Source organism: Pseudomonas atagonensis (assembly GCF_011369485.1).
Taxonomy (GTDB): Bacteria; Pseudomonadota; Gammaproteobacteria; order Pseudomonadales; family Pseudomonadaceae; genus Aquipseudomonas; species Aquipseudomonas atagonensis.
Genome location: NZ_VXCA01000011.1, coordinates 22217 through 43594 on the forward strand (window position 1 = coordinate 22217; position 21378 = coordinate 43594).

Sequence of the window (21378 nt, forward strand, 5' to 3'; positions counted from 1 at the left end):
GCTTAAAACCCAAGGCCAGCCATGCACGACACTAATTTATTGCAACTGATCATCGACGACTTTGCTCCAGCTCAAGATTTGCTGGAGTTATTGCAATCCGAGTCCCTCGCATTGCACGGTCGCGACATGCCTTTGCTGGAAGACATTCTGGCGCGCAAACAGGCGTTGATCGTTCAACTTGAACAGCGTGGCCGCAAGCGCAGCGAAATCCTCACCAGCCTCAACCTGCCGACCAATCGTCAGGGGCTGGAACAACTGGCCAGCCAGTCGAGCGTCGGCGAGCAGTTGCTCAGCCAGAGCGACTTCCTCACCGACCTCATCGCGCAATGCCAGGCGGCCAACGTCAAAAATGGCCAGTCAATCATCATGCAGCAAGCTGCCACCTCCAATCAGTTGAAGATCCTCAACGGTGGTGAGCCGCCAGCGCTGTACGATGCCAGCGGCACCTTCTCCAAACTGCAGAAACCACGCGCGCTCAGCCAGGCGTGATGCGTTCTTCCATGCTTGCGCCCTATCAACACGTGATACATGCTGGCAAAATGCTGGCTAGTCATAGTCGAATTTTGTCTGGAGATTGATTAACCGTGTCCCATGATGACGCTCCGCAGCCCCCAAAGGTGCTCACCACGCCCCTGGAGATCTCCAGCAACCTGCGCCAGCTGCAAGAAAGCCATGATCCGCTGATCATCACCTTCCATGAACGCAGTCAGCGCTTTCAGAGTTATCTGATCGAAGTCGACCGCGAGTCTGCCACGCTGAAATTTGACGAAATGATCCCGCGTGACGGCGAACGCTTCCTCGAAGCGGGCGAACCGTTCAAGGTCGAGGGCTTCCATGACGGCGTGCGTATCGCTTGGGAATGCACCGGCACACTGACCATCAAGGACGCCGACGGCGACCGCTTTTACGTCGGCGACCTGCCCACCGAAGTGGTTTACCACCAGCGCCGCAACGCCTTTCGCGCCGCACTGAAACTGACCGATCTGGTCAGCGTCGTGCTCGGTGGCGAAAAGCTCAAGGCACCGATCGACGGCAAGCTGCTGGATATTTCTGCCACCGGCTGCAAACTGCGCTTCGAAGGCGACATCACTGACCGCCTGCAACTGGGCCAGGTCTACGATCGCCTGATCGCCCCGCCGCTGTTCGGCAATCAACCTGTGTCAGTCGAACTGCGCTATCTGCACTTCGAAGAAAAACTCAACATCACCTTCGCCGGCCTGCGCTTCCACAACATCAGCGGCCCGGCCGCGCGCAACGTCGAGCGTTTCGTTTATCAGTTACAGCGTGAAGCACGGCGTTTCGACAAAGACGACCTCTGAGTCGAACGCAAAAAAGAAAGGGCAGTCCTTGGCGGGACTGCCCTTTTTTATTTCAAACCCGAATACCCGATTTTGTAATGAATACCTGTGGCGAGGGGATTTATCCCCGATAGGGCGCGAAGCGCCCTCAAAACCATTAAATGCGGTGTATCAGTAAAATCCGGTAGCCAAGACTGGGGCCACTTCGTGTCCCAACGGGGATAAATCCCCTCGCCACAGGGAAACTCCATCGGCACCTGTTAAGGTCGAGCGCCACTGATGTCCGGCGTCGGCTTGTCACTGCCATCATCCGGCTCAGCCTCTGCCGGTGGCTCAGGCTGCACTTGCGGCTCCGGATCAGGTTGCGGATCAGGTTCAGGCGTAACCGTGTTCTGCATCTGCTCCTGCACCACCTGTTCATCCACCCGCGGATCGAGCGCAGCCACCAACGGTGAACTGGACATGCTGTCCGGCATGGCCACGTGATGCAGCGGCGCATCGTCGACCTGATGCAGATTGGTCACGGCTTTCGGGCGGATCCGCCACACCAGCACCAGCGCAAAGAAACTGAAGAACGCGTAAAGGCTCTGGCTGCCGAACAACTTCATCAGCACACCCGCCAGCAACGGCCCGATACTCGCGCCCACCCCGTAGGTCACCAGCAGCATCGCCGTCAGCGACACTCGACGATCGCCCTCGACGTGGTCATTGGAGAACGCTACGGCCAGCGGATACAGGCAGAATTGCACCAGCGAGCACAGGAAGCCCACTACAAATAGTACTTCCAGCGGCACCTGCGGCAGTATCGCCAAGGGCAACGCCGCCACCGCGAGAAACCCGGCAAAACAGCGAATCAGCAATGCCCGGTCGTAACGGTCGGACAACCAGCCCAACGGCCACTGCACCAACAGTCCGGCGAAGATGCAGCTACCCATGAACAGACCGACCTGTTCGGTCGACAGCCCTTGCTGCGAGGCATACAACGGCGCCAGACCGTAGAACGAGCCAATGATCAAACCGGCACCGAGCACCGTGCTCAGCGACTGCGGCACACGCTTGATAAAGAACCGAGGCTCCATCGGCGCAGGATGCAGCGGTGCCGGGTGAATGCGTCGGGTCAGTGCCACGGGCACCAGACACAAGGCGAAGCACAGGGCGACCAGCATCAGCAGCTCAAGCCCCAGTCCCGGGTGCATGACCAGAATCAACTGACCCAACACCAGCCCCAGGTACGAGGCGATCATGTAACCGCTAAAGACCAGCCCGCGCTGATTGGCATCGGCCTGCTCGTTGAGCCAGCTCTCGATCACCATGTACTGGCACATCATGCCCAGACCGACGATAGTCCGCAGCACCAGCCAGGCCGGCAGCCAGTCCACCAGACCATGCCCGAGCACCGCCGCGCCGACGATCCCGGCACACGCCGAATACGCACGAATATGCCCGACCCGGGCGATCAACCGGTGACCGATCTTGCCGCCCAGAACCAGACCGAAATAGTTGGCCGCCATCAGCGCACCGACCCACAGCCCGTCGACATGGTCGGCAGCCAGACGCAATGCCAGATAAGTAGATAGAAGGCCCGAGCCGATCAACATCATCAGCGAGGCGAAATACAGCGCTCGAAAGGATTTCCAGATTTGGCGCATCGGCGTTCCGAGCGGCTCCTTGCAGTAAGTATCGGGCTATCAAACGATAGCCCGATGGCGACAATTCGTCAGGCCTGGGCTGCTAGAACACGCCGTTCCCAGGGAGTGATTTCATCAAAGAAACTGGTCAACTCCATGGTCTTCGAAGCGATGTAGCCTTCGATGAACTCCTCGCCGAACAGTTCCCTTGCCAATTGGCTACGTTTCAGACGTTCGAGTGCGGCATGCAAGGTACACGGCAACGCAAGATTGTCCGGCACCTCGAACTCGCCCTGGATCGCCTCGGTCGGCTCCAGTTCGTGCTCGATGCCATGCAAACCGGCGGCCAGACTGGCGGCAATCGCCAGGTAAGGGTTGGCATCGGCACCAGGCAAACGGTTTTCCACCCGACGGGCGACCGGTGAACTGGCGGGAATCCGCAAGCCGGCGGCGCGATTGTCATGCGACCAGCAGGCATTGTTCGGCGACGCGTACGGATGGCACAGGCGCTGGTAAGAGTTCACGTTGGGTGCAAACAGTGCAGTGAAGTCAGCCATGCCCGCCTGCTGACCACCAATGAAGTGGCGGAACATCGCGGTCGGCTGACCGCTGTCATCACTGAAGACGTTCTTGCCCGTGGCGATGTCGACGAGGCTCTGGTGGATATGCATTGAGCTGCCCGGCGTATGCGCCAGCGGCTTGGCCATGCACACCACGGTCAGGCCATGCTTGAGCGCGACTTCCTTGAGCAAATGTTTGAACAGGAACGTCTGGTCGGCGAGCAACAGCGGATCACCGTGCAACAGGTTGATCTCGAACTGGCTGACGCCCATTTCGTGCATGAAGGTATCGCGCGGCAGACCGAGCGCCGCCATGCATTTATAGACTTCGCTGAAGAAGGGCCGCAGGCCATTGTTGGAACTGACGCTGAACGCCGACTGACCATCCTCGCGACGACCGTCGAAGCCCACGGGCGGGCGGAACGGCTGGGTCGGATCGGTATTCGGCGCGAAGACAAAGAATTCCAGCTCGGTCGCCACCACCGGCGCCAGACCGCGCGCGGCGTAACGAGCAATGACTTTCTTCAGTTGGCCACGGGTCGACAGATTGGAGCTTTCACCGCTCAACTCATCGGCATCGCAAATGGCCAGGGCACGCGGCTCATCGCTCCACGGCAAAGGGTGAATCATGCTCGGCTCGGCCACCAGCGCCAGGTCGCCGTCATCGCTGCCGTAAAACCGCGCCGCCGGGTATCCCCCCATGATGCATTGCAGCAGCACACCCCGCGCCATCTGCAATCGCCGCCCTTCGAGGAAACCCTCGGCGGTCATCACTTTGCCCCGGGGTACGCCATTCAAATCCGGCGTAACACATTCAATCTCATCAATGCCCGTCAATCGCTGCGCGAGTGAACGCTGGCCATCGGTTGTCATGACGCAATCCTTGTTATTGTGCGAGCCGCGAACGGCGACCCGTACAAAATAGGCTTCGGCTGTTCGGAATATCAAGCAGCGTCAAACAAAAAGGCCGGTCACGGCAAATAAAGGCTGAACACCCCGCCACCCAGCGGGCCGCCATTACGAATCTCAGTGCGTCCTTCAACGCCGTTGCGCTGATGCAGAGCGGCAATTCGATTGGCGAAATACAAGCCAAGCCCGGTGCTGCCGCTGCTGTGATTGATGCCTTGCACGTAATCGGCCTGACGCTCGAGCATCTCGGCCGGATATCCGTCGCCGTCGTCGTTGATGCTCAGCACCAGTTGCCCGGCCTCGTCGCTGACGGTGATCAGCAGCGACTCGCGGGCGTAGCGAATCGCATTGTTGATGCAATTACCCAGCACCGAGGCAATCAGCTCGCGATCAAAGAAACCCAACGGGCTCAGCGGATCGACTTCATACGTCGCGATGATCCCGCGACTGGCAAACACTTCCTGGTGCGCTGCCAGTTGCGCTTCGATGAAATCATCCAGTTCGTGATAGGCCGGTTGCAGCGGCATCTGGTTGACGCCGAGCTTATATAAGCCGAGCAACTGCACCAGCATGCCGTTGAGGTGGGCGAACTCGAAGTCGATCACGCCCTGCTCCGCGCCGCCGCGCTGTGCTTCGGGCAGGCGTGCCAGCCATTGGCTGTGGGCCTGCGTCAGCATCGCCAGCGAGTTCTTCATGTCGTGAACGGTGGAGGCGATCACCGTGGAAAAATCCAGTGCCTGCTTATCGTCGTTCATTCGCCAAACGCCTTGCTTTTCAGCTTCTGATAACGCGAGTAACGCGCGTCGGTGTCGGGCATCAGGCCGACCATTTTCAGGCAGGCCCGACATTCTTCCAGCTCCGCCGACGGCACACTGGTGTCGGTGCCGTGCAGCAGCGACTGAGCCATGTTCAGCGCAATACTGATGTTCTTCGGTTGCATCTTCAGCGCCTTGCGGAAGACCTCGCGGGCCTCCACCAGGTTGCCGGTCTTGTACACGCGCACGCCCTGCCGGTTGAGGTCGGCGGCAGCGTTGCTGGAACTGAGGATAGTCGGGTCATCGGTGAGCTTGGCAATGTCTTTCATCACCGCCGGGTCGTCGCCGTAAATTTCCGCGCAGCTCTTGAGCATCGAGGTGCCCGCCTCGGCCTGACCGAGCATTTGCAATTGCTTGGCCACCAGCAACGCCGCCTCCGGGCTCATGAATTGCTCCATGCCGTCGAGGCGCATCAACGCTTGCTCGGTGAGCTTGTCGGCGGTTTCTGCGTCGTTGAGCAATAGGCTGGTGGCTTTCATCAAACGCGCACGGATCTGCAGGCCCGGGTCGGTCGGGTTCTCCTTGGCCACGGCGCTGAGCGTCGTGTTGATCTCAAGGCGCGTGCGCGTGTCGAGACCGCGCTCGCTGCCTTTACTGATCAGCGCATGGGCCAGGCCCAGGTTGCTTTCCGGATCCTTGAAACGCGACTGCGCGCCCTGCGCCACCGCTTGGCGATAAGCCCGCGAGGCGGTGTCGAAATCTTCGTTGGCCATCGCCAGTTTGCCGAGCAACGCCTGCCGACGCACCGCCAGCGGCGACAGCCGAATCGCCTCCTCCAGCACCTGCTGCGCGCCTTTGGTGTCGCCTTCGGCAACCAGCACATCCGCCATGCCGTCGTACAGCGCCGGCATCATCGGGAACACTTTCAAAGCTTTTTCGTAGACGCCTTTGGCCTGCGCCACTTGCCCGCGTTTGAACAGCAATTTGCCCAGCCCGGCAAACGCCCACGGCAACGGTCGGTCGGCAATTATGCTGTCGTAGAGTCGCTCCAGCGCTTCGTTCTGGTTCATGTCGCGCAGGGCGTCGGCGCGGTAACGCAGGCACAGCGGCGAATAACGGATGTCTTGTTTGCACAGGGCGATACAGGCGTTGAGCACCTCGACCGGTTTGCCACGGTCGAGCGCTTGCAGAATCGGTTTGAGCAACGTCTTGCGCTGCTCCAGACGCTCCAGGCGCTGGGCCAGGCCGGAACGGTTGAACGGCTTGGTCAGATAAGCGTCCGGCTCGTGTTCCAGGGCACTGAGCACCATCGCCTGACTGGTCTCGGCGGTGACCATGACGAACACCGCTTCATGACTGATGAGCTTTTCCAGCATCAGGTCTTCGAGCACCTGCTGGCCGTTCTTCTTGCCGTCGCCGAGGTGAAAATCCTGCAGGATGAAATCGTAGGACTTCTGCGCGCACATCTTCAGCGCCTGCTCACCGGTGTCGGCGGTGTCCACGTCCTTGACCCCAAGCTCCCGCAGCATTGAGCGCACGGAACTGCGGAAATCCGAGAAATCATCGACGATCAGAAAACTCTTTTGGTGATACGACAGCATCGAAGATTTCCAGGCAATTGAAGAGGATGAACCGAGGGCAGATTCAGGCGCGCAGATGATAGCTGCCGGCCAAATGCTATCAAGCGATTTTCGCGCAAGCCCGCAGTAACCGTTTGGGTTATCGGCCAGAAGTGGTGATCTCTGAAGCGCACGCTTCAAGATTCCTCGTGCTGCGATTACTCTGCGCGCCTGCCGTTTTCTTACCACTTCAAGGTTTGCATCGTGTACATCAAAGGACGCTACATCGTGTCGGCCTGTGCGCTGCTGTTTCTTCAGCAGGCACAGGCGAATGGAATGGACTGTACAAAGGCTTCGAACGCTGTCGAAAGTGCGATTTGCGCAAGCAAGAATCTGTATGAGCTGGACTCGCGGATGGGCACGCTTTATCGAGACTTGATGAAAGTTACCGATCCGTCCCGAACCGACGTGAAGACAGCTCAACGCCAATGGTTGAAAGTGCGCAATCAATGCACCAACGACGTTGATTGCCTGCAGCAACGCTATCTTGAACGCTTGCAAGTATTGAATGCGCAATGGGTCGAAGCTGCCGCTTACCAACCTGACGATGTTGATCAACAGGCAATGGTGGATCTGCAGCAACGCATTCAGGCGATGGCCAAGGAGAACCCGGAGTTCGCGCTGGAGCGAGCGCTTGAATCACTGTCGGTGAAGACTGGCAGCACTACTTTCTCGGACGAGTCCGGTGAAGATGATCAGACCTTTTTCCCCAAGGCCCAACCCACAGAGGTCACCCCCGATGAATGGCGTGCACTGACCGCGTCCGGGATTACCGGCGCCGCGGATTTCGGCCCGAGCTCATACACACTCATGGATCTGGACGGTGACGGGCAGCGTGATCTGATTGTTTCTACCTATACCGGCGGCACAGGACTGTTCACCTACACGGAAACCTTCCGCCGAACTGCAAACCGATTCATCAGAAGAAGCGCTGTACCCGACCCGGACAGCAGCGAAAGTTCGCTTTTTTATACCAACGACCGCGGCGCCAACCAGGCCAACGACTGGATAAACATTCGCGGCAGAATCTACGCAGCCTATCGAAATAGTGCCTTCGGCATTGACCGATTGCAGTTGCTCAACCCGCTCAAGATCAACAGCAGCGTTCCCGTTGTGACCGTCCGCTATCGGTATGACCTGGAGGTGCCCGGCACTCAGCACAAGGACGACGGCGTCACCCCATTCGAACTGGAACCTGATCTGCGACTGGCGCTGAACAAGGCCCTGGTTGAAGTGAATCAGACCGGTGTCGGTCACACCCACGCTCGAAAAGAACCTCTCTGCCCTGTCCCGCCGATCGGCGCAGGTGAATACGATTACTACACCTATGGCCCGGGGCACTACACCATCGAGATGGTTGCAGATCTCCCCGTGATAATCGGCAGTGACTGTTACATCGGCACACTGGTTGACTGGTTTGGGAGCTACAGCAAAAGCAGCGGGCTATTCGCGCAACTGGCGATACGCAAACCGGAAGCCGAAAGCGGACATAGTTATGAAGTGAACGGTCGCCGGCATCTGACCGAGGTGAGCACCTCGATGGAGAAAGTGGAAGCGGACAACAGCCTCTAGCCAGCCCTGCCCGCTGCAAATAAAAAGCCCCATCAGAGTTGTTCTGATGGGGCTTTTGAATAGGTGGTGTCCCAGGGCAGGTTCGAACTGCCAACCTTCCCCTTAGGAGGGGGATGCTCTATCCAATTGAGCTACTGAGACACTAAGAGGTCAAGAGCACACGCGGCGCGACGGACGGCGTGCATGTTAACGGCCAGACCCTGATTTGTCATGTCGTCCGTAGGGCTTTTTAAGTGTAGGCAGGCGCCCTGCAATGCTGCGGGAAGATTTACCGTGCATTTTGCACTCCCCCAAAAAGCCATCATTGCAGATTGCAATCCACAGCCTCGGAAAAACCCTCTTAAATGCTTGTTTTTAAAGGACATAACAGCGGTTAGACTGTTGGCACGGCGGGTGCTATGTCTGTTCCATAGAAGAACAATCGGAGCACCGTCTCATGAACAGCACCCTCTTGCTTGCAAACGCAATCGCATTGGCGGTTGTGGTGGGTTTTCACTTTGCCCCCGAAAGCAAAGAGACGGTAGCCCAGCGCATGCCGCATTACCTGCAAGTGCAGAGGCAACCGCAGCTTGCGGTGTTGAGCGATCAGCGCAGTTTTACCCCAAGGGCTGTCAGCGAGCCTGAACAATCGTTGCCAACCCAGACCAGCGAACGTCTGGTTTTTTGAAATATCTTCAGGAGTACAGCATGTCCAGATCAGCCGCAGGGTTTCTGATCCTCGCCTTATTGAGTGGCGTCGTGCATTTTTCGCTGTTCGAGGAAACCGAAATCACCCTGCCCCTGATTGGCTGTGGCGTGTTTGCGGTGTTGTTTGTGCTGGCGCTGGTGGCCGGACGCAAGATCAAGTTTGATCCGGTGCTGCGTTAAGGCGGATCAACGACAGCAACTGATTGACTGCGTCCGCGAGGGCGCCGGAATTGTCGATCAGGTGCACGGGTAGATCACTTGACCGGCGATCCTTGAAAAGCGCATTGCGCGCGAGTCTGGCGTCTATTTGCTCAGGCGTCTCTCGACCCCGGCGGAGCAGGCGCTCACGTAGTACTTCATCCTTGACCGTCAACAGAACCGGCAGCAATGTCGGATAGCGTTCCAGCGCCTGGCGCAGGTTGGCACGCGACCCATTTACCAGTACATGCCGTCCGGCGCGCAACCATTCGTCCATTTCTCTCGGAATGCCGTAGGAGAGGCCATTGGCCTGCCAGGCCAAGGCAAAATCGCCGCCATGCCGGCGTCGCTCGAACTCTTCAGACGTCACACCAATGGCATCTTCGCCCACCGACTCGGCGGAACGCGTGATCACTCGACGGATGATTTCACAGTTCATGGTTCGCAATTGCTCACGCGCAGCATCGATCAGGCTGTCCTTGCCTGAACCGGATGGCCCCATCAGATAAATAAGCTTGCCATCCATCCTGAAAACGCCCTCCAGCACGTGTCTGCCCCTAGTAAATCGGCAAATTGCCACTATCCTGTACAGGTAAGGAACAAGGATAGGAAAGCCGCATAGCATGCACGTTCTGAGGTCTCACGACATCAACTGATGTGCAGCAGGAAGCGGACAGAGACGCGGGTCGAGGCGAAGTTTTCAAACCAGTCCGCATTTCTGATAATTGGTGCTGGCATTACGCCTTTACCCAGCTCAATATTTGTCACAGAATTGACGCCAATGATCTGGCAATTTTGAGGCATGATGCGGGCCTCTTAACAATTCAGGTTGAACCATTTGGCGCGGATGCTTGTCCTACCACACATCCTGCGGCCAATCCCGAGAACCGCTCCCCTGAACTAACCGGTTAAATATATGCGCCCATTGAAACAGGCAATTTATTCCAGCCGTACGGCTGACAAGTTCGTCGTACGTCTGCCAGACGGAATGCGTGAACGCATTGCCGAGGTGGCTCGCAATCATCATCGCAGCATGAACTCCGAGATCATTGCGCGCCTTGAGCAGAGTCTTATTCAGGAAGGTGCACTGGGCGAAGAGCTGAGCATGCGCCTGGACAGCCCGGAGCTGTCGCTGCACGAACGTGAGTTGTTGCAACGCTTCCGTCAGCTGTCTCACCGTCAGCAGAACGCGTTGGTGTCCTTGATCGCCCACGATGCTGAAATGGCCGCAGACGCGTCCTGAGCCACAGCGAACATCTCAAGCCAGCATGATTGCTGGCTTTTTTTTGCCCGGGATTCGAGTTTCGGCAGCCATGAAAAAGCCCGCCATGTTGGCGGGCCTTTGTTTGCAGCCGGTTAGAGCAGGAAGATCGTCGCCAACCCCAGGAAGATGAAGAAGCCACCGCTGTCGGTCATCGCGGTGATCATCACGCTGGCGCCCATCGCCGGGTCGCGCCCCATTTTCGCCAGCGTCATCGGGATCAACACCCCCATCAGCGCCGCCAGCAACAGGTTCAGCGTCATTGCCGCTGTCATCACCACCCCCAACGACCAGCTGCCGTAAAGCAGATAGGCGACCACGCCGATCACCCCGCCCCAGACCACACCATTGATTAGCGCTACCGCCAGCTCCTTGCGCATCAGACGCGAGGTGTTACCGGTGCTGACCTGGTCGAGAGCCATCGCACGCACGATCATGGTGATCGTCTGATTACCGGAGTTACCACCGATCCCCGCCACAATCGGCATCAACGCCGCCAGCGCTACCAGCTTCTCGATCGATCCCTCAAACAGGCCTATCACACGCGAGGCGACAAATGCAGTAATCAGGTTGATCGCCAGCCACGCCCAACGGTTGCGCAGCGATTTCCAGACTGAGGCGAAGATGTCTTCCTCTTCACGAAGACCGGCCATGTTGAGTACTTCGCTTTCGCTTTCCTCACGAATCAGGTCGACCATCTCGTCGATGGTCAGACGGCCGATCAGCTTGCCGTTCTTGTCGACCACCGGGGCGGAGATCAAGTCGTAACGTTCGAACGCCTGAGCGGCATCGTAGGCGTCTTCGTCCGGGTGGAAACTTACCGGATCGCTAGCCATGACCTCGGCAACCTGTTTGTCCGGATCATTGACCAGCAGACGCTTGATCGGCAGCACGCCCTTGAGTACGCCGTCGTAATCGACCACGAACAGTTTGTCGGTATGACCTGGCAGCTCTTTGAGACGGCGCAGGTAACGCAGGACCACTTCAAGACTGACATCCTCACGGATCGTCACCATCTCGAAGTCCATCAGCGCACCGACTTGCTCCTCGTCGTAAGACAGGGCCGAACGCACACGCTCGCGCTGTTGCTGGTCCAGCGTTTCCATCAGCTCGTGGACGACGTCTCGCGGCAGCTCGGAAGCCAGGTCAGCAAGTTCGTCGGCATCCATGTCCTTGGCGGCTGCCAGGAGTTCGTGATCGTCCATGTCGGCGATCAACGTTTCACGAACCGAATCGGATACTTCGAGAAGGATGTCGCCGTCGCGATCAGCCTTGACCAGTTGCCAGAGCGTCAGACGGTCGTCGAGCGGCAAGGCTTCAAGGATATAGGCAACGTCGGCGGAGTGCAGATCATCGAGTTTGCGCTGCAGCTCGACGAGGTTTTGCCGGTGGACCAGGTTTTCGACCCGGTCATGATGCGGGCCTTCCTGGCGGTGAGTCAGGTCTTCAACGACCTTTTGGCGCTGCAGCAGCTCAACCACCTGAGCCAGGCGATCCTGCAGGCTTTCCTGTGTTTTCTTTACTTCGATTTCAGACATAGGCGAACTCCACTCCCAGCAGCGGGGCACGCCGGAAGGATCAATCAGTCAATTCATGATTGGTAAAACGGGGTACTGAGTAACTACTGGGTAAGTCCATGGAGGTTTTCCATAAGCCCCGGCGGGGCTGACGGGCGCAATGATACACCGCCTGACGGTTTAAAACGTTAAAAAATCGTGGCTGAAACAAGCGCTTGCGAGACAAACCTGAGCGCCATCCTGATCCCTGCAAATGCGACGACTCATCCTGAAAAGAAAACACACCGACGTCGAATTTCGTGGCGACTACCCTTGAGCATAGATCGTCAAGGAGGACGTCGAATGCCATCGAAAACATCCTGTTTTCTGCTCACCAGTCTGCTTTGCCTGCCACCTGCCGGGGCCGCCACCCAACTTTATCGCTGCGAAGCCAACGACGGCAGCATCACCTTCACCAGCCTCAGTTGTGCAAGCGGCGAGCAACGCTCCGTGCAGGAAGTCAATCCTTATCTGCCGGGTTCGGTCGTGGCGATCATGCCGGAAGCCAATCACGAGGAAACATCCGGTATGAAAACCAAAGGTCGAGAACCGGGCGTCATTGGTCGCACCGAAGACAAATGCGGAAACCTGATCGATGCCCGGCAACGCCGCGCAGCAATCATCAATCAGCGAGTGATCGCCGGCATGAGCCAGCAAGACGTCGAAAGCGCGCTTGGCAAACCGGACAAGGTGAGTATTCGTACGTCAACGACGAGCTATCGATACGACCTCAAACGAGGGCGAAGTGCTCAAGTGGATTTCGACGAGAAGGGATGCGTCAAAGGAAAAGGCAAATCCCGGACAGCAAAAAGCCCGCGTTAAACGCGGGCTTTTTGGTATATGGTGCACTCGACAGGATTCGAACCTGTGACCGCTCGGTTCGTAGCCGAGTACTCTATCCAGCTGAGCTACGAGTGCAATTTGTGTTTTTAAACCAGACCACAACTGGTTGAAGCCAAGTTACTTGCATCGCTGCAAACAACTCTTTAAATGGTGCACTCGACAGGATTCGAACCTGTGACCGCTCGGTTCGTAGCCGAGTACTCTATCCAGCTGAGCTACGAGTGCAATTTGTGTTTTTAAACCAGACCACAACTGGTTGAAGCCAAGTTACTTACATTGCTGCAAACAACTCTTAAATGGTGCACTCGACAGGATTCGAACCTGTGACCGCTCGGTTCGTAGCCGAGTACTCTATCCAGCTGAGCTACGAGTGCATTTGTTGCGCCGCATTATAGCCCGTCTAATCTCTATTCCAACCACTTTTTCTAATAAATTCAACAACTTACAGAAAAAGCCAGATTACGACGTACTAAGCAAATAATGGCGGAGAACGGGGGATTCGAACCCCCGACACCCTTTTGAGGTGTACTCCCTTAGCAGGGGAGCGCCTTCGGCCACTCGGCCAGCTCTCCGCAACACGGGGCGTATATTAACCACCTTCTTCCCCGTTTGCAAACATAAAAATCGATAAAAATTAATGGCTTGGTTCTTCGTCCTTCTCTTTCTTAATACGCAGGTAAATTTCCTCACGGTGCACGGCTACCTCTTTCGGGGCGTTCACACCGATGCGCACTTGATTTCCTTTAACGCCGAGCACGGTCACGGTGATTTCGCCATCACCGATAATCAGGCTTTCTGCGCACCGACGAGTCAGAATCAGCATACCTTTCTCCTCACGCAATTCAGTTCAGGGACAACAGTCTGCAAAAAAAAGGCACCCGACCTACAACCGGAGCGATCGTAGCCCTACATGCCTGAGTATTGACCAGCGCGAGCAAAAGAACAGTTCAGGGCTCGCGCCATTCAAAAAATAAAGGGCGCGGTCAGACCGCGCCCTTCAGTGAAGCGGAATCACTCACCCTGACGGGCAGGCGCATCCAGTTCGAAAGCCGTGTGCAGCGCGCGCACAGCCAATTCCAGGTACTTCTCTTCGATCACGACGGAAACCTTGATTTCCGAAGTCGAGATCATCTGGATGTTGATGCTTTCCTTCGCCAGGGATTCGAACATGCGGCTGGCCACGCCTGCGTGAGAACGCATGCCGACGCCGACGATCGAGACCTTGGCAATCTTGGTGTCGCCAACCACTTCACGGGCACCGATCTCGCGAGCGGTGTTTTCCAGCACAGTCTGTGCGGCCTGGTAGTCGTTGCGGTGCACGGTGAAGGTGAAGTCGGTGGTGTTATCGTGCGCGACGTTCTGCACGATCATGTCGACTTCGATGTTCGCGGCACTGATCGGGCCGAGAATCTTGAACGCCACGCCCGGGGTGTCTGGCACGCCACGGATGGTCAGCTTGGCTTCATCGCGGTTGAAAGCGATGCCGGAAATGATCGGCTGTTCCATGGTTTCCTCTTCATCAATAGTAATGAGGGTGCCCGGACCCTCCTTGAAGCTGTGCAGTACGCGCAGCGGAACGTTGTACTTGCCGGCGAATTCCACCGCACGGATCTGCAGCACCTTGGAACCGAGGCTGGCCATTTCCAGCATCTCTTCGAAGGTGATCTTGTCCAGACGCTGAGCGACCGGCACCACACGCGGGTCAGTGGTGTAGACACCATCGACGTCCGTGTAGATCTGGCATTCATCGGCTTTCAGCGCTGCTGCCAGTGCCACACCCGTGGTGTCGGAACCGCCGCGACCAAGAGTGGTGATGTTGCCGTGCTCGTCGACGCCCTGGAAACCGGCGACAACTACCACGCGACCCGCTTTCAGATCACCACGAATCTTCTGGTCATCAATCTGCAAGATACGCGCTTTATTGTGCGCACTGTCCGTCAGGATCCGCACCTGATTACCGGTGTACGACACCGCCGGCACACCGCGCTTGATCAGCGCCATGGCCAACAGGGCAATCGTCACCTGCTCACCAGTCGAAACGATTACGTCCAGTTCACGCGGAACCGGCTGAGTATCGCCACTGATTTGCTTGGCCAGATCGATCAGACGGTTGGTTTCGCCGCTCATTGCAGACAGCACAACCACCAGGTCATCGCCGGCATCGCGGAATTTCTTAACCTTGTCGGCGACCTGCTCGATTCTCTCGACAGTGCCGACCGAGGTGCCTCCAAATTTCTGTACGATCAAAGCCATTTCAAAGCCGCCTCTGCCCATGAAGGGCGCCCAATAATCACTCGAACAGCCGACGGGCCCGCCACTAGACTGCAGGCCCGTCGGGCCGTCTTATAAACCCTGCTCGACGAATGGAACGGTCAGCGCCAGTGCGCCATCCAGTGCGCCGGCATCAACACCGCCGCCCTGCGCCATGTCCGGACGACCACCGCCCTTCCCGCCCACTGCCGCAGCAGCCTGTTTCATCAAATCACCGGCTTTGAGTTGGCCAGTCAGGTCTTTGGTTACGCCTGCAACCAGAACGACCTTTTCCTCATGGACACTGCCGAGCAGGATCACTGCGCGGCCGAGTTTGTTTTTCAGCTGATCGACCAGCGCCAGCAGCGCCTTGCCATCCTGACCATCCAGACGCACGGCCAGCACCTTCACGCCCTTGACGTCCACCGCCGAGGCAGACAGATCGTCGCCGGCAGCGGCCGCAGCCTTGGCCTGCAACTGCTCGAGTTGCTTCTCCAGCAGACGGTTGCGCTCCAGCACAGCCGACAGCTTGTCGATCAGGTTGTCGCGGCTGCCCTTGACCAGGCTGGCCGCTTCCTTGAGTTGTTCTTCCGCAGCGTTCAGATACGCCAGCGCCGCAGCGCCAGTGACGGCTTCGATACGACGCACGCCCGAAGCCACACCACCTTCGCTGATGATTTTCAGCAGGCCGATGTCGCCGGTACGGTTGGCGTGGATACCACCGCACAACTCGACGGAGAAATCACCGCCCATGCTCAACACGCGCACGTTGTCGCCGTACTTCTCGCCGAACAGCGCCATGGCGCCTTTCTGCTTGGCGGTCTCGATGTCGGTTTCTTCGGTTTCAACGGCGGAGTTCTTGCGAATCTCGGCGTTGACGATGTCTTCCAGCGCTTTGATTTGTTCAGGCTTGATCGCTTCAAAGTGGCTGAAGTCGAAACGCAGACGCTGGCTATCGACCAACGAACCCTTCTGCTGAACGTGCTCGCCCAGTACCTGGCGCAGTGCCGCGTGCAGCAGGTGCGTTGCCGAGTGGTTCAGCGAAGTGGCGTGGCGCACGTCGGCATCGACGTGGGTTTCCACTGGCGCACCGATGGTCAGGCTGCCCGAATCCAGCACGCCGTGGTGCAGGAATGCGCCGCCGGTCTTGGTGGTGTCACGCACGTCGAAACGCGCGTTGCCTGCCTGAAGGTAACCGCAGTCACCGATCTGACCACCGGATTCAGCGTAGAACGGCGTCTGGTTCAGAACGATCACTGCCTCTTCGCCTTCATTCAAGACGTCGACCGACTGGCCATCTTTATAGATGGCGACAATTTTTGCCGAACCGCTGGTGTCGGTGTAACCGGTGAACTCGGTGGCCACATCAACCTTGACCAACGTGTTGTAGTCCAGACCGAACGAACTGGCCGAACGCGCACGAACACGCTGAGCTTCCATTTCACGCTCGAAGCCGACTTCATCAACGGTCAGGCCGCGCTCGCGAGCGATGTCTGCGGTCAGGTCCATCGGGAAACCATAGGTGTCGTAGAGCTTGAACACCACGTCACCCGGCACCACGGTGCCTTTGAGTTCTGCCAGATCCTGCTCGAGAATCTTCAGGCCATGCTCCAGCGTCTTGGAGAACTGTTCTTCTTCGGCCTTGAGCACGCGCTCGATGTTGCTCTGCTGCTTCTTCAGTTCCGGGAACGCTTCGCCCATCTCGGCGACCAGCGCTGCAACGATCTTGTAGAAGAAGCTGCCGGTGGCGCCCAGCTTGTTACCGTGACGGCAGGCACGACGGATGATCCGACGCAGCACATAACCGCGACCTTCGTTGGACGGCAGAACGCCGTCGGCGATCAGGAAACCGCACGAACGAATGTGGTCGGAAACAACCTTGAGCGACGACTGATCGCCATTCTCGCAGCCGATGGCTTCGGCCGAAGCTTTCAACAGGTTCTTGAACAGGTCGATGTCGTAGTTGGAATTGACGTGCTGCATCACCGCACTGATCCGCTCCAGGCCCATGCCGGTGTCGACCGACGGCGCTGGCAACGGATGCAACACGCCATCGGCGGTGCGATTGAACTGCATGAACACGTTGTTCCAGATCTCGATGTAACGGTCGCCATCTTCTTCCGGAGAGCCCGGTGGGCCGCCCCAGATGTGGTCGCCGTGATCGTAGAAAATCTCGGTGCACGGGCCGCACGGGCCGGTGTCGCCCATGGTCCAGAAATTGTCGGACGCGTACGGCGCGCCTTTGTTGTCGCCGATACGGATCATGCGCTCGACCGGCACGCCGATTTCTTTGGTCCAGATGTCATACGCTTCGTCGTCGGAGGCGTAGACGGTGACCCAAAGTTTTTCCTTCGGCAGTTTCAGAACGCCGGTCAGGAAGGTCCAGGCGAAGGTAATCGCGTCGTGCTTGAAGTAGTCACCGAAGCTGAAGTTACCAAGCATTTCGAAGAATGTGTGGTGACGAGCGGTATAACCGACGTTTTCCAGGTCACTGTTCTTGCCACCGGCGCGCACGCATTTCTGGCTGCTGGTCGCACGGGTGTACGCACGTTTTTCCTGGCCCAGGAAGCAGTCCTTGAACTGGTTCATCCCCGCGTTAGTGAACAGCAGGGTTGGGTCGTTGCCCGGAATCAAAGAGCTGGAGGCTACACGGGTGTGGCCTTGCTCTTCGAAGAAGCGAAGGAAGGCTTCACGGATTTCTGCGCTTTTCATTAGGTTCTTCCACGGAGGCTGCGGCCAAAGGCCTGTTCGAAACGTCAACAGACGAAGCGACGGCAAAGGGCCGCATTATATCGGCCCTGCGCGCGGGGTACAGCGTGTTTATACGATAGAAACGGTCAATTGGACGGCTAACGCTGTCACTTGCGCGAAAACTCGACGAATGTCGCGATCACTTGCTCGATTTGCGAGCGATTGACGTCCATGTGCGTGACCATGCGCAGACGGGCGGCAGCGCTCAATTTGATCCCGCGCTCGGCGGCAAACGCCTTGAGCGCCTCGGCCTTTTCGCCCATTTGCACGTAAACCATGTTGGTCTGCACCGGCTCAACGCTGAAGCCGGCACCGCGCAGGCCTTCGGCGAGAAACTGCGCGTTGGCGTGGTCATCGGCCAATCGTTGCACATTGTGATCCAGCGCATACAACCCCGCCGCCGCCAGCAAACCGGCCTGGCGCATGCCGCCGCCGACCATTTTGCGCAGGCGCCGGGCCTTGCCGATCAGTTGCTCAGAACCACACAACACCGAACCGACCGGCGCGCCGAGACCTTTGGACAGGCACACCGACACGGAATCGAAATGCCGGGTGATCTCGCGAGCATCAACTCCGAGCTTGACCGCCGCGTTGTACAGACGCGCGCCGTCCAGATGCAGTTGCAGGCCGTTGTCCTGAGTGAATTGGCGCGCCCGGGCCAGATACTCCAGCGGCAGGACTTTGCCTTGCATAGTGTTTTCCAGCGCCAGCAAGCGAGTGCGGGCGAAATGGAAGTCGTCAGGCTTGATCGCCGCCGCGACCTGATCCAGATCCAGCGAACCGTCGGCCTGCACTTCCAGCGGCTGCGGCTGGATCGAACCGAGCACTGCCGCGCCACCGCCCTCGTACTTATAGGTGTGCGCCTGCTGGCCGACGATGTACTCGTCTCCGCGCTCGCAGTGCGCCATCAAACCGAGCAGGTTGCTCATGGTGCCGGTCGGGACGAACAACGCAGCGGTGAAACCCAGCCGTTTTGCCAATTCGGCTTCCAGACGATTGACCGTCGGATCTTCGCCGTACACGTCGTCACCAGTGTCGGCGGCGGTCATCGCCTCGAGCATGGCAGGAGTCGGTTGGGTGACGGTGTCGCTGCGAAGATCGATAACGCTCATGAGCCTGGCCTCAAAGTCAGCAGGGGAAATCCCTTTACGAAGGTGAATTACTGCGGTCATGAGGCGGATTAATCAAGCCTTGGCGCAAGAAAACTGCGTTCAAGGGTTCAAAAAAATCGATGGCAATCATCAGAAAGGCGCAATGCACAGACACACAATCTGTGATAAAAACGCTGCGCCGCCCGAGAAAGGGCGGCGAAAACGTTCTCAGGGCGGGGTGCAATTCCCCACCGGCGGTAATTGCGCGCAATGCGCATAGCCCGCGAGCGCTTGGCGACCAACACGGCTCAGGCAGTGTAGGCGGCAAGGTCAGCAGACCCGGTGTGATTCCGGGGCCGACGGTCATAGTCCGGATGAAGAGAGAACGGGATTGACGCCAAAGGGCCGTCCGAGTGCATTCGTGCGAGCGTGCGTACCCTTGAATCCCCTTCGATTCATAACGCCCTGTTTTTCACACAAACAGGAGTCAGAACATGCAACCCACCGCTATCGACAGCAAAACCAAACACACTCACGGTGAGCGCGTCGCGTTCATCCAGGCCTGCTGGCACAAGGAAATCGTCGACCAGAGCCGTAAAGGCTTCCTCGCCGAAATGCTTGCACAGGGTTATCAGGAATCGGACATCGATTTCTTCGAAGTCGGCGGCGCCTTTGAAATGCCCCTGCACGCCAAACTGCTGGCCAAGACCGGTCGTTATGCCGGCATCGTTGCTGCAGCCCTGGTGGTGGACGGCGGCATCTACCGTCACGAGTTCGTTGCCCAGTCGGTGGTCAGTGGCCTGATGCAGGTACAACTGGAAACCGAAGTGCCGGTGTTCTCGGTGTCGCTGACGCCGCATCACTTCCATGCCGGCGAAGAACACTACAAGTTCTTCTTCGAACACTTCGTGCACAAGGGTCAGGAAGCGGCGAAGACCTGCGCCGATACGCTGCAGAAGGTGCGTGCATTGCGCCGCACCGAGCCGCGTGCGGTAGCGGTGTAATTTTTCAGCGATGATCGTTCCCACGCTCTGCGTGGGAACGATCTTCAGGCGAAATCAGGCGAGGTTTTCGTCGGTGGCCGGTACGATCAAAATGCCCGCGCGCAGGCCGTTCTTGACCTTGGGATTGGGGAAGATGATCCGCGCACCCTGCTCTTCGATGATCCAGCGGGTATTGGCCAGATCTTCGGCCAGCACGTAACCCGGTTCCAGCTCGGAAAAGTTTTCAATGTCCTGCGGCAGGTTCAGGCGGAACGCATCGCTGTGCTTGATGATTTCCCGGGCGACGCTGAACAGTTGCAGACCGTCAAGCTCCGGCTCGACCATCTCCGGCTCAGTGCCTTCAATGATCTGCTTCAGACGGGTTTCCAGCAGCGACACATTGACCCCGTCGTTCTGTCCGAATGGCCGCGCCTTGCCCAATTCCAGCGTGAAGGACTCCGCATCGAGCTTGTCGTAGGTGTACGAGCTGAACACGATCGACGGCTTGTTCTGCAGCAACACCGCTTCCATGCCCGCCGCACGCAGTCGCGCCAGTTCAAGTCGCGAGTGCTGACGCCCTTCCTTCCACGGATAAAGGGCGAACTGCTCGATCTTCGAACCGCGAATCGCCGTGTGCAAGTCATAGTGCAGACGCTGGCGATCCGGCAGGCTGAAGAAACTCGCTGCCAGACGCTCCAGCTCACAGGCGCGCAGCGCTTCGCTGCCACTGCTTTGTTCGTGACGACCGTTGAACAGTCGATTGACGTCCTGCTCGATGAAGCGCTCGCCTTTGCGAATCGCCTCGGGATTACCGAACAGAAAGAGAATGCGTGCACGCGGCTTCAGATCGCCGCGTGCGATGTCGTGCAGCAACCGGTCGAGCAACTCGATCGGCGCTGTTTCGTTGCCGTGAATCCCCGCTGACAACAGCAGGTCCAGGCCATTATCACGCGCTTCGGGTGGCCGCACTTCCAGCGCACCTTCGCTCAACCAGCGCATGCGCACGCCTTCGACAGTCAGTTGAGTCTTCTCCGCTGGTTCACGGCCGGCGAGGGTCAGTTCAAGCAGTTTGCCGAGGGCGAGCATAGAGCGTTTTCCTTAGTGATCGTGGTTGCAATCCGGGCCGTGCACGTGGTCTTCATCGTCGCCGATGTCTGCCGGTTCCATCTCCAGTTGCAGACTTACCAGATTAGTCGCCAATGGGCGCAGCAGCAGGTTGGCGTATTCCGCATCACCTTCTTCAACGTCCACGCCGATCAGCAGTTGGCCGCGGCCGTCCTGCTGGATCCACAGCTCTTTGCCTTGCCACATGACCGCAACGCGGGTGCACGAGGTTTGCAGTTGCGTGCCGTCGGTGTCTTCAAGGATCAGCTGCAGGGAATCGCTCATGTTTTTACTCTCTTGGGGGAGACAAACC

General features: G+C 58.0%; 20 protein-coding genes, 5 tRNA genes and 1 riboswitch. Of the genes, 8 read left to right on the forward strand and 17 right to left on the reverse strand.

The genetic code is table 11. From position 1 onward, the window contains the following. Positions 1-21: 21 nt before the first annotated feature. Entirely contained in the window at positions 22-489 is a 468-nt protein-coding gene (locus F2P67_RS07250; RefSeq protein ID WP_166218959.1) for a flagella synthesis protein FlgN, read from the forward strand. A gap of 95 nt (positions 490-584) precedes the next feature. Then, a complete protein-coding gene (locus F2P67_RS07255) occupies positions 585-1319 on the forward strand; it encodes a flagellar regulator YcgR PilZN domain-containing protein (protein WP_166218961.1) in 735 nt (244 codons plus the stop codon). Positions 1320-1558: 239 nt separating this feature from the next. On the opposite strand, the gene F2P67_RS07260 is transcribed toward F2P67_RS07255, so the two are convergent. The 4 genes from F2P67_RS07260 to F2P67_RS07275 all read right to left on the reverse strand — a co-directional run bounded on the left by F2P67_RS07260 (position 1559) and on the right by F2P67_RS07275 (position 6751). Then, a complete protein-coding gene (locus tag F2P67_RS07260) occupies positions 1559-2947 on the reverse strand; it encodes an MFS transporter (protein ID WP_166218963.1) in 1389 nt (462 codons plus the stop codon). Positions 2948-3015: 68 nt separating this feature from the next. Further along, the gene (locus F2P67_RS07265; protein ID WP_178120913.1) at positions 3016-4257 is read right to left on the reverse strand and encodes a glutamine synthetase family protein; all 1242 of its coding nucleotides are present in this window, start codon (positions 4255-4257) and stop codon (positions 3016-3018) included. A 200-nt stretch (positions 4258-4457) separates the two neighbouring features. Then, positions 4458-5150: a sensor histidine kinase gene (locus F2P67_RS07270; RefSeq protein ID WP_166218967.1), complete on the reverse strand. Its 693-nt coding sequence runs from the start codon at positions 5148-5150 to the stop codon at positions 4458-4460. Beyond that, complete coding sequence (locus tag F2P67_RS07275) at positions 5147-6751, reverse strand: tetratricopeptide repeat-containing response regulator (RefSeq protein ID WP_166218969.1); 1605 nt, start codon at positions 6749-6751, stop codon at positions 5147-5149. Before F2P67_RS07275 ends, F2P67_RS07270 begins: the two co-directional genes overlap by 4 nt. A gap of 222 nt (positions 6752-6973) precedes the next feature. On the opposite strand from F2P67_RS07275, the gene F2P67_RS07280 reads away from it, so the two are divergent. Beyond that, a complete protein-coding gene (locus tag F2P67_RS07280; RefSeq protein ID WP_166218971.1) occupies positions 6974-8341 on the forward strand; it encodes a lysozyme inhibitor LprI family protein in 1368 nt (455 codons plus the stop codon). A gap of 64 nt (positions 8342-8405) precedes the next feature. Here the strand turns inward: F2P67_RS07280 and F2P67_RS07285 are convergent. After that, positions 8406-8482: transfer RNA gene (locus tag F2P67_RS07285), tRNA-Arg, on the reverse strand. A gap of 295 nt (positions 8483-8777) precedes the next feature. Here F2P67_RS07285 and F2P67_RS07290 point away from each other — a divergent pair. Further along, positions 8778-9008, forward strand: a complete 231-nt coding sequence (locus F2P67_RS07290; RefSeq protein WP_166218973.1) for a hypothetical protein — start codon at positions 8778-8780, stop codon at positions 9006-9008. A 20-nt stretch (positions 9009-9028) separates the two neighbouring features. Further along, a complete protein-coding gene (locus F2P67_RS07295; protein ID WP_166218975.1) occupies positions 9029-9208 on the forward strand; it encodes a PA3371 family protein in 180 nt (59 codons plus the stop codon). Here F2P67_RS07295 and phnN read toward each other — a convergent pair. Next, positions 9183-9752 (reverse strand): phosphonate metabolism protein/1,5-bisphosphokinase (PRPP-forming) PhnN, encoded by a 570-nt coding sequence (phnN, locus tag F2P67_RS07300; protein WP_166218977.1) that lies wholly within the window; start codon positions 9750-9752, stop codon positions 9183-9185. The two genes, F2P67_RS07295 and phnN, sit on opposite strands and share 26 nt — an antisense overlap. A 390-nt stretch (positions 9753-10142) precedes the next feature. Between phnN and F2P67_RS07305 the strand changes: the two genes are divergently transcribed. Beyond that, positions 10143-10469: an Arc family DNA-binding protein gene (locus F2P67_RS07305; protein WP_003178899.1), complete on the forward strand. Its 327-nt coding sequence runs from the start codon at positions 10143-10145 to the stop codon at positions 10467-10469. 113 nt (positions 10470-10582) lie between these two features. Here the strand turns inward: F2P67_RS07305 and mgtE are convergent, their stop codons facing one another. Further along, the gene (gene mgtE / locus F2P67_RS07310; RefSeq protein ID WP_166218979.1) at positions 10583-12025 is read right to left on the reverse strand and encodes a magnesium transporter; all 1443 of its coding nucleotides are present in this window, start codon (positions 12023-12025) and stop codon (positions 10583-10585) included. Between the two features lie 321 nt (positions 12026-12346). Between mgtE and F2P67_RS07315 the strand changes: the two genes are divergently transcribed. Then, positions 12347-12865 carry a DUF4124 domain-containing protein gene (locus F2P67_RS07315; protein WP_166219244.1) on the forward strand — a complete coding sequence of 173 codons (519 nt, stop codon included), beginning with the start codon at positions 12347-12349 and terminating at the stop codon, positions 12863-12865. A gap of 19 nt (positions 12866-12884) precedes the next feature. On the opposite strand, the gene F2P67_RS07320 is transcribed toward F2P67_RS07315, so the two are convergent. From F2P67_RS07320 to ltaE, 8 genes are all read right to left on the reverse strand, one after another. Further along, a tRNA-Arg gene (locus F2P67_RS07320) sits at positions 12885-12961 on the reverse strand. A 73-nt stretch (positions 12962-13034) separates the two neighbouring features. Then, positions 13035-13111, reverse strand: a tRNA-Arg gene (locus F2P67_RS07325). A 72-nt stretch (positions 13112-13183) separates the two neighbouring features. After that, a tRNA-Arg gene (locus tag F2P67_RS07330) sits at positions 13184-13260 on the reverse strand. Positions 13261-13367: 107 nt separating this feature from the next. After that, positions 13368-13458 (reverse strand) — tRNA-Ser (locus tag F2P67_RS07335). Positions 13459-13520: 62 nt separating this feature from the next. After that, positions 13521-13709 carry a carbon storage regulator CsrA gene (gene csrA / locus F2P67_RS07340; protein ID WP_002554426.1) on the reverse strand — a complete coding sequence of 63 codons (189 nt, stop codon included), beginning with the start codon at positions 13707-13709 and terminating at the stop codon, positions 13521-13523. A 188-nt stretch (positions 13710-13897) separates the two neighbouring features. Next, positions 13898-15139, reverse strand: a complete 1242-nt coding sequence (locus F2P67_RS07345; RefSeq protein ID WP_007919332.1) for an aspartate kinase — start codon at positions 15137-15139, stop codon at positions 13898-13900. A gap of 90 nt (positions 15140-15229) precedes the next feature. Next, a complete protein-coding gene (alaS, locus tag F2P67_RS07350; RefSeq protein ID WP_166218981.1) occupies positions 15230-17848 on the reverse strand; it encodes an alanine--tRNA ligase in 2619 nt (872 codons plus the stop codon). A gap of 146 nt (positions 17849-17994) precedes the next feature. Then, positions 17995-18999, reverse strand: coding sequence for a low-specificity L-threonine aldolase (gene ltaE / locus F2P67_RS07355; protein WP_166218983.1), 1005 nt, complete (start codon positions 18997-18999; stop codon positions 17995-17997). 199 nt (positions 19000-19198) lie between these two features. Further along, positions 19199-19369, forward strand: a riboswitch (FMN riboswitch). Between the two features lie 103 nt (positions 19370-19472). Here ltaE and F2P67_RS07360 point away from each other — a divergent pair. Continuing rightward, positions 19473-19982: a 6,7-dimethyl-8-ribityllumazine synthase gene (locus F2P67_RS07360; protein WP_166218985.1), complete on the forward strand. Its 510-nt coding sequence runs from the start codon at positions 19473-19475 to the stop codon at positions 19980-19982. Between the two features lie 54 nt (positions 19983-20036). Here F2P67_RS07360 and astE read toward each other — a convergent pair whose 3' ends face one another. Then, complete coding sequence (gene astE, locus F2P67_RS07365; RefSeq protein ID WP_166218987.1) at positions 20037-21047, reverse strand: succinylglutamate desuccinylase; 1011 nt, start codon at positions 21045-21047, stop codon at positions 20037-20039. Between the two features lie 12 nt (positions 21048-21059). Further along, complete coding sequence (locus F2P67_RS07370) at positions 21060-21350, reverse strand: topoisomerase II (RefSeq protein ID WP_166218989.1); 291 nt, start codon at positions 21348-21350, stop codon at positions 21060-21062. Positions 21351-21378: the final 28 nt, after the last annotated feature.

Excerpts from the sequence above, each read along its gene's own strand:
- F2P67_RS07250 (WP_166218959.1), top strand. The coding sequence starts at position 22 with ATGCACGACACTAATTTATTGCAACTGATCATCGACGACTTTGCTCCA.
- F2P67_RS07260 (WP_166218963.1), bottom strand. The coding sequence starts at position 2,947 with ATGCGCCAAATCTGGAAATCCTTTCGAGCGCTGTATTTCGCCTCGCTG.
- F2P67_RS07265 (WP_178120913.1), bottom strand. The coding sequence starts at position 4,257 with ATGACCGCCGAGGGTTTCCTCGAAGGGCGGCGATTGCAGATGGCGCGG.
- F2P67_RS07270 (WP_166218967.1), bottom strand. The coding sequence starts at position 5,150 with ATGAACGACGATAAGCAGGCACTGGATTTTTCCACGGTGATCGCCTCC.
- F2P67_RS07275 (WP_166218969.1), bottom strand. The coding sequence starts at position 6,751 with ATGCTGTCGTATCACCAAAAGAGTTTTCTGATCGTCGATGATTTCTCG.
- F2P67_RS07290 (WP_166218973.1), top strand. The coding sequence starts at position 8,778 with ATGAACAGCACCCTCTTGCTTGCAAACGCAATCGCATTGGCGGTTGTG.
- F2P67_RS07295 (WP_166218975.1), top strand. The coding sequence starts at position 9,029 with ATGTCCAGATCAGCCGCAGGGTTTCTGATCCTCGCCTTATTGAGTGGC.
- phnN (WP_166218977.1), bottom strand. The coding sequence starts at position 9,752 with ATGGATGGCAAGCTTATTTATCTGATGGGGCCATCCGGTTCAGGCAAG.
- F2P67_RS07305 (WP_003178899.1), top strand. The coding sequence starts at position 10,143 with ATGCGCCCATTGAAACAGGCAATTTATTCCAGCCGTACGGCTGACAAG.
- mgtE (WP_166218979.1), bottom strand. The coding sequence starts at position 12,025 with ATGTCTGAAATCGAAGTAAAGAAAACACAGGAAAGCCTGCAGGATCGC.
- F2P67_RS07315 (WP_166219244.1), top strand. The coding sequence starts at position 12,347 with ATGCCATCGAAAACATCCTGTTTTCTGCTCACCAGTCTGCTTTGCCTG.
- csrA (WP_002554426.1), bottom strand. The coding sequence starts at position 13,709 with ATGCTGATTCTGACTCGTCGGTGCGCAGAAAGCCTGATTATCGGTGAT.
- F2P67_RS07345 (WP_007919332.1), bottom strand. The coding sequence starts at position 15,139 with ATGGCTTTGATCGTACAGAAATTTGGAGGCACCTCGGTCGGCACTGTC.
- alaS (WP_166218981.1), bottom strand. The coding sequence starts at position 17,848 with ATGAAAAGCGCAGAAATCCGTGAAGCCTTCCTTCGCTTCTTCGAAGAG.
- ltaE (WP_166218983.1), bottom strand. The coding sequence starts at position 18,999 with ATGAGCGTTATCGATCTTCGCAGCGACACCGTCACCCAACCGACTCCT.
- F2P67_RS07360 (WP_166218985.1), top strand. The coding sequence starts at position 19,473 with ATGCAACCCACCGCTATCGACAGCAAAACCAAACACACTCACGGTGAG.
- astE (WP_166218987.1), bottom strand. The coding sequence starts at position 21,047 with ATGCTCGCCCTCGGCAAACTGCTTGAACTGACCCTCGCCGGCCGTGAA.
- F2P67_RS07370 (WP_166218989.1), bottom strand. The coding sequence starts at position 21,350 with ATGAGCGATTCCCTGCAGCTGATCCTTGAAGACACCGACGGCACGCAA.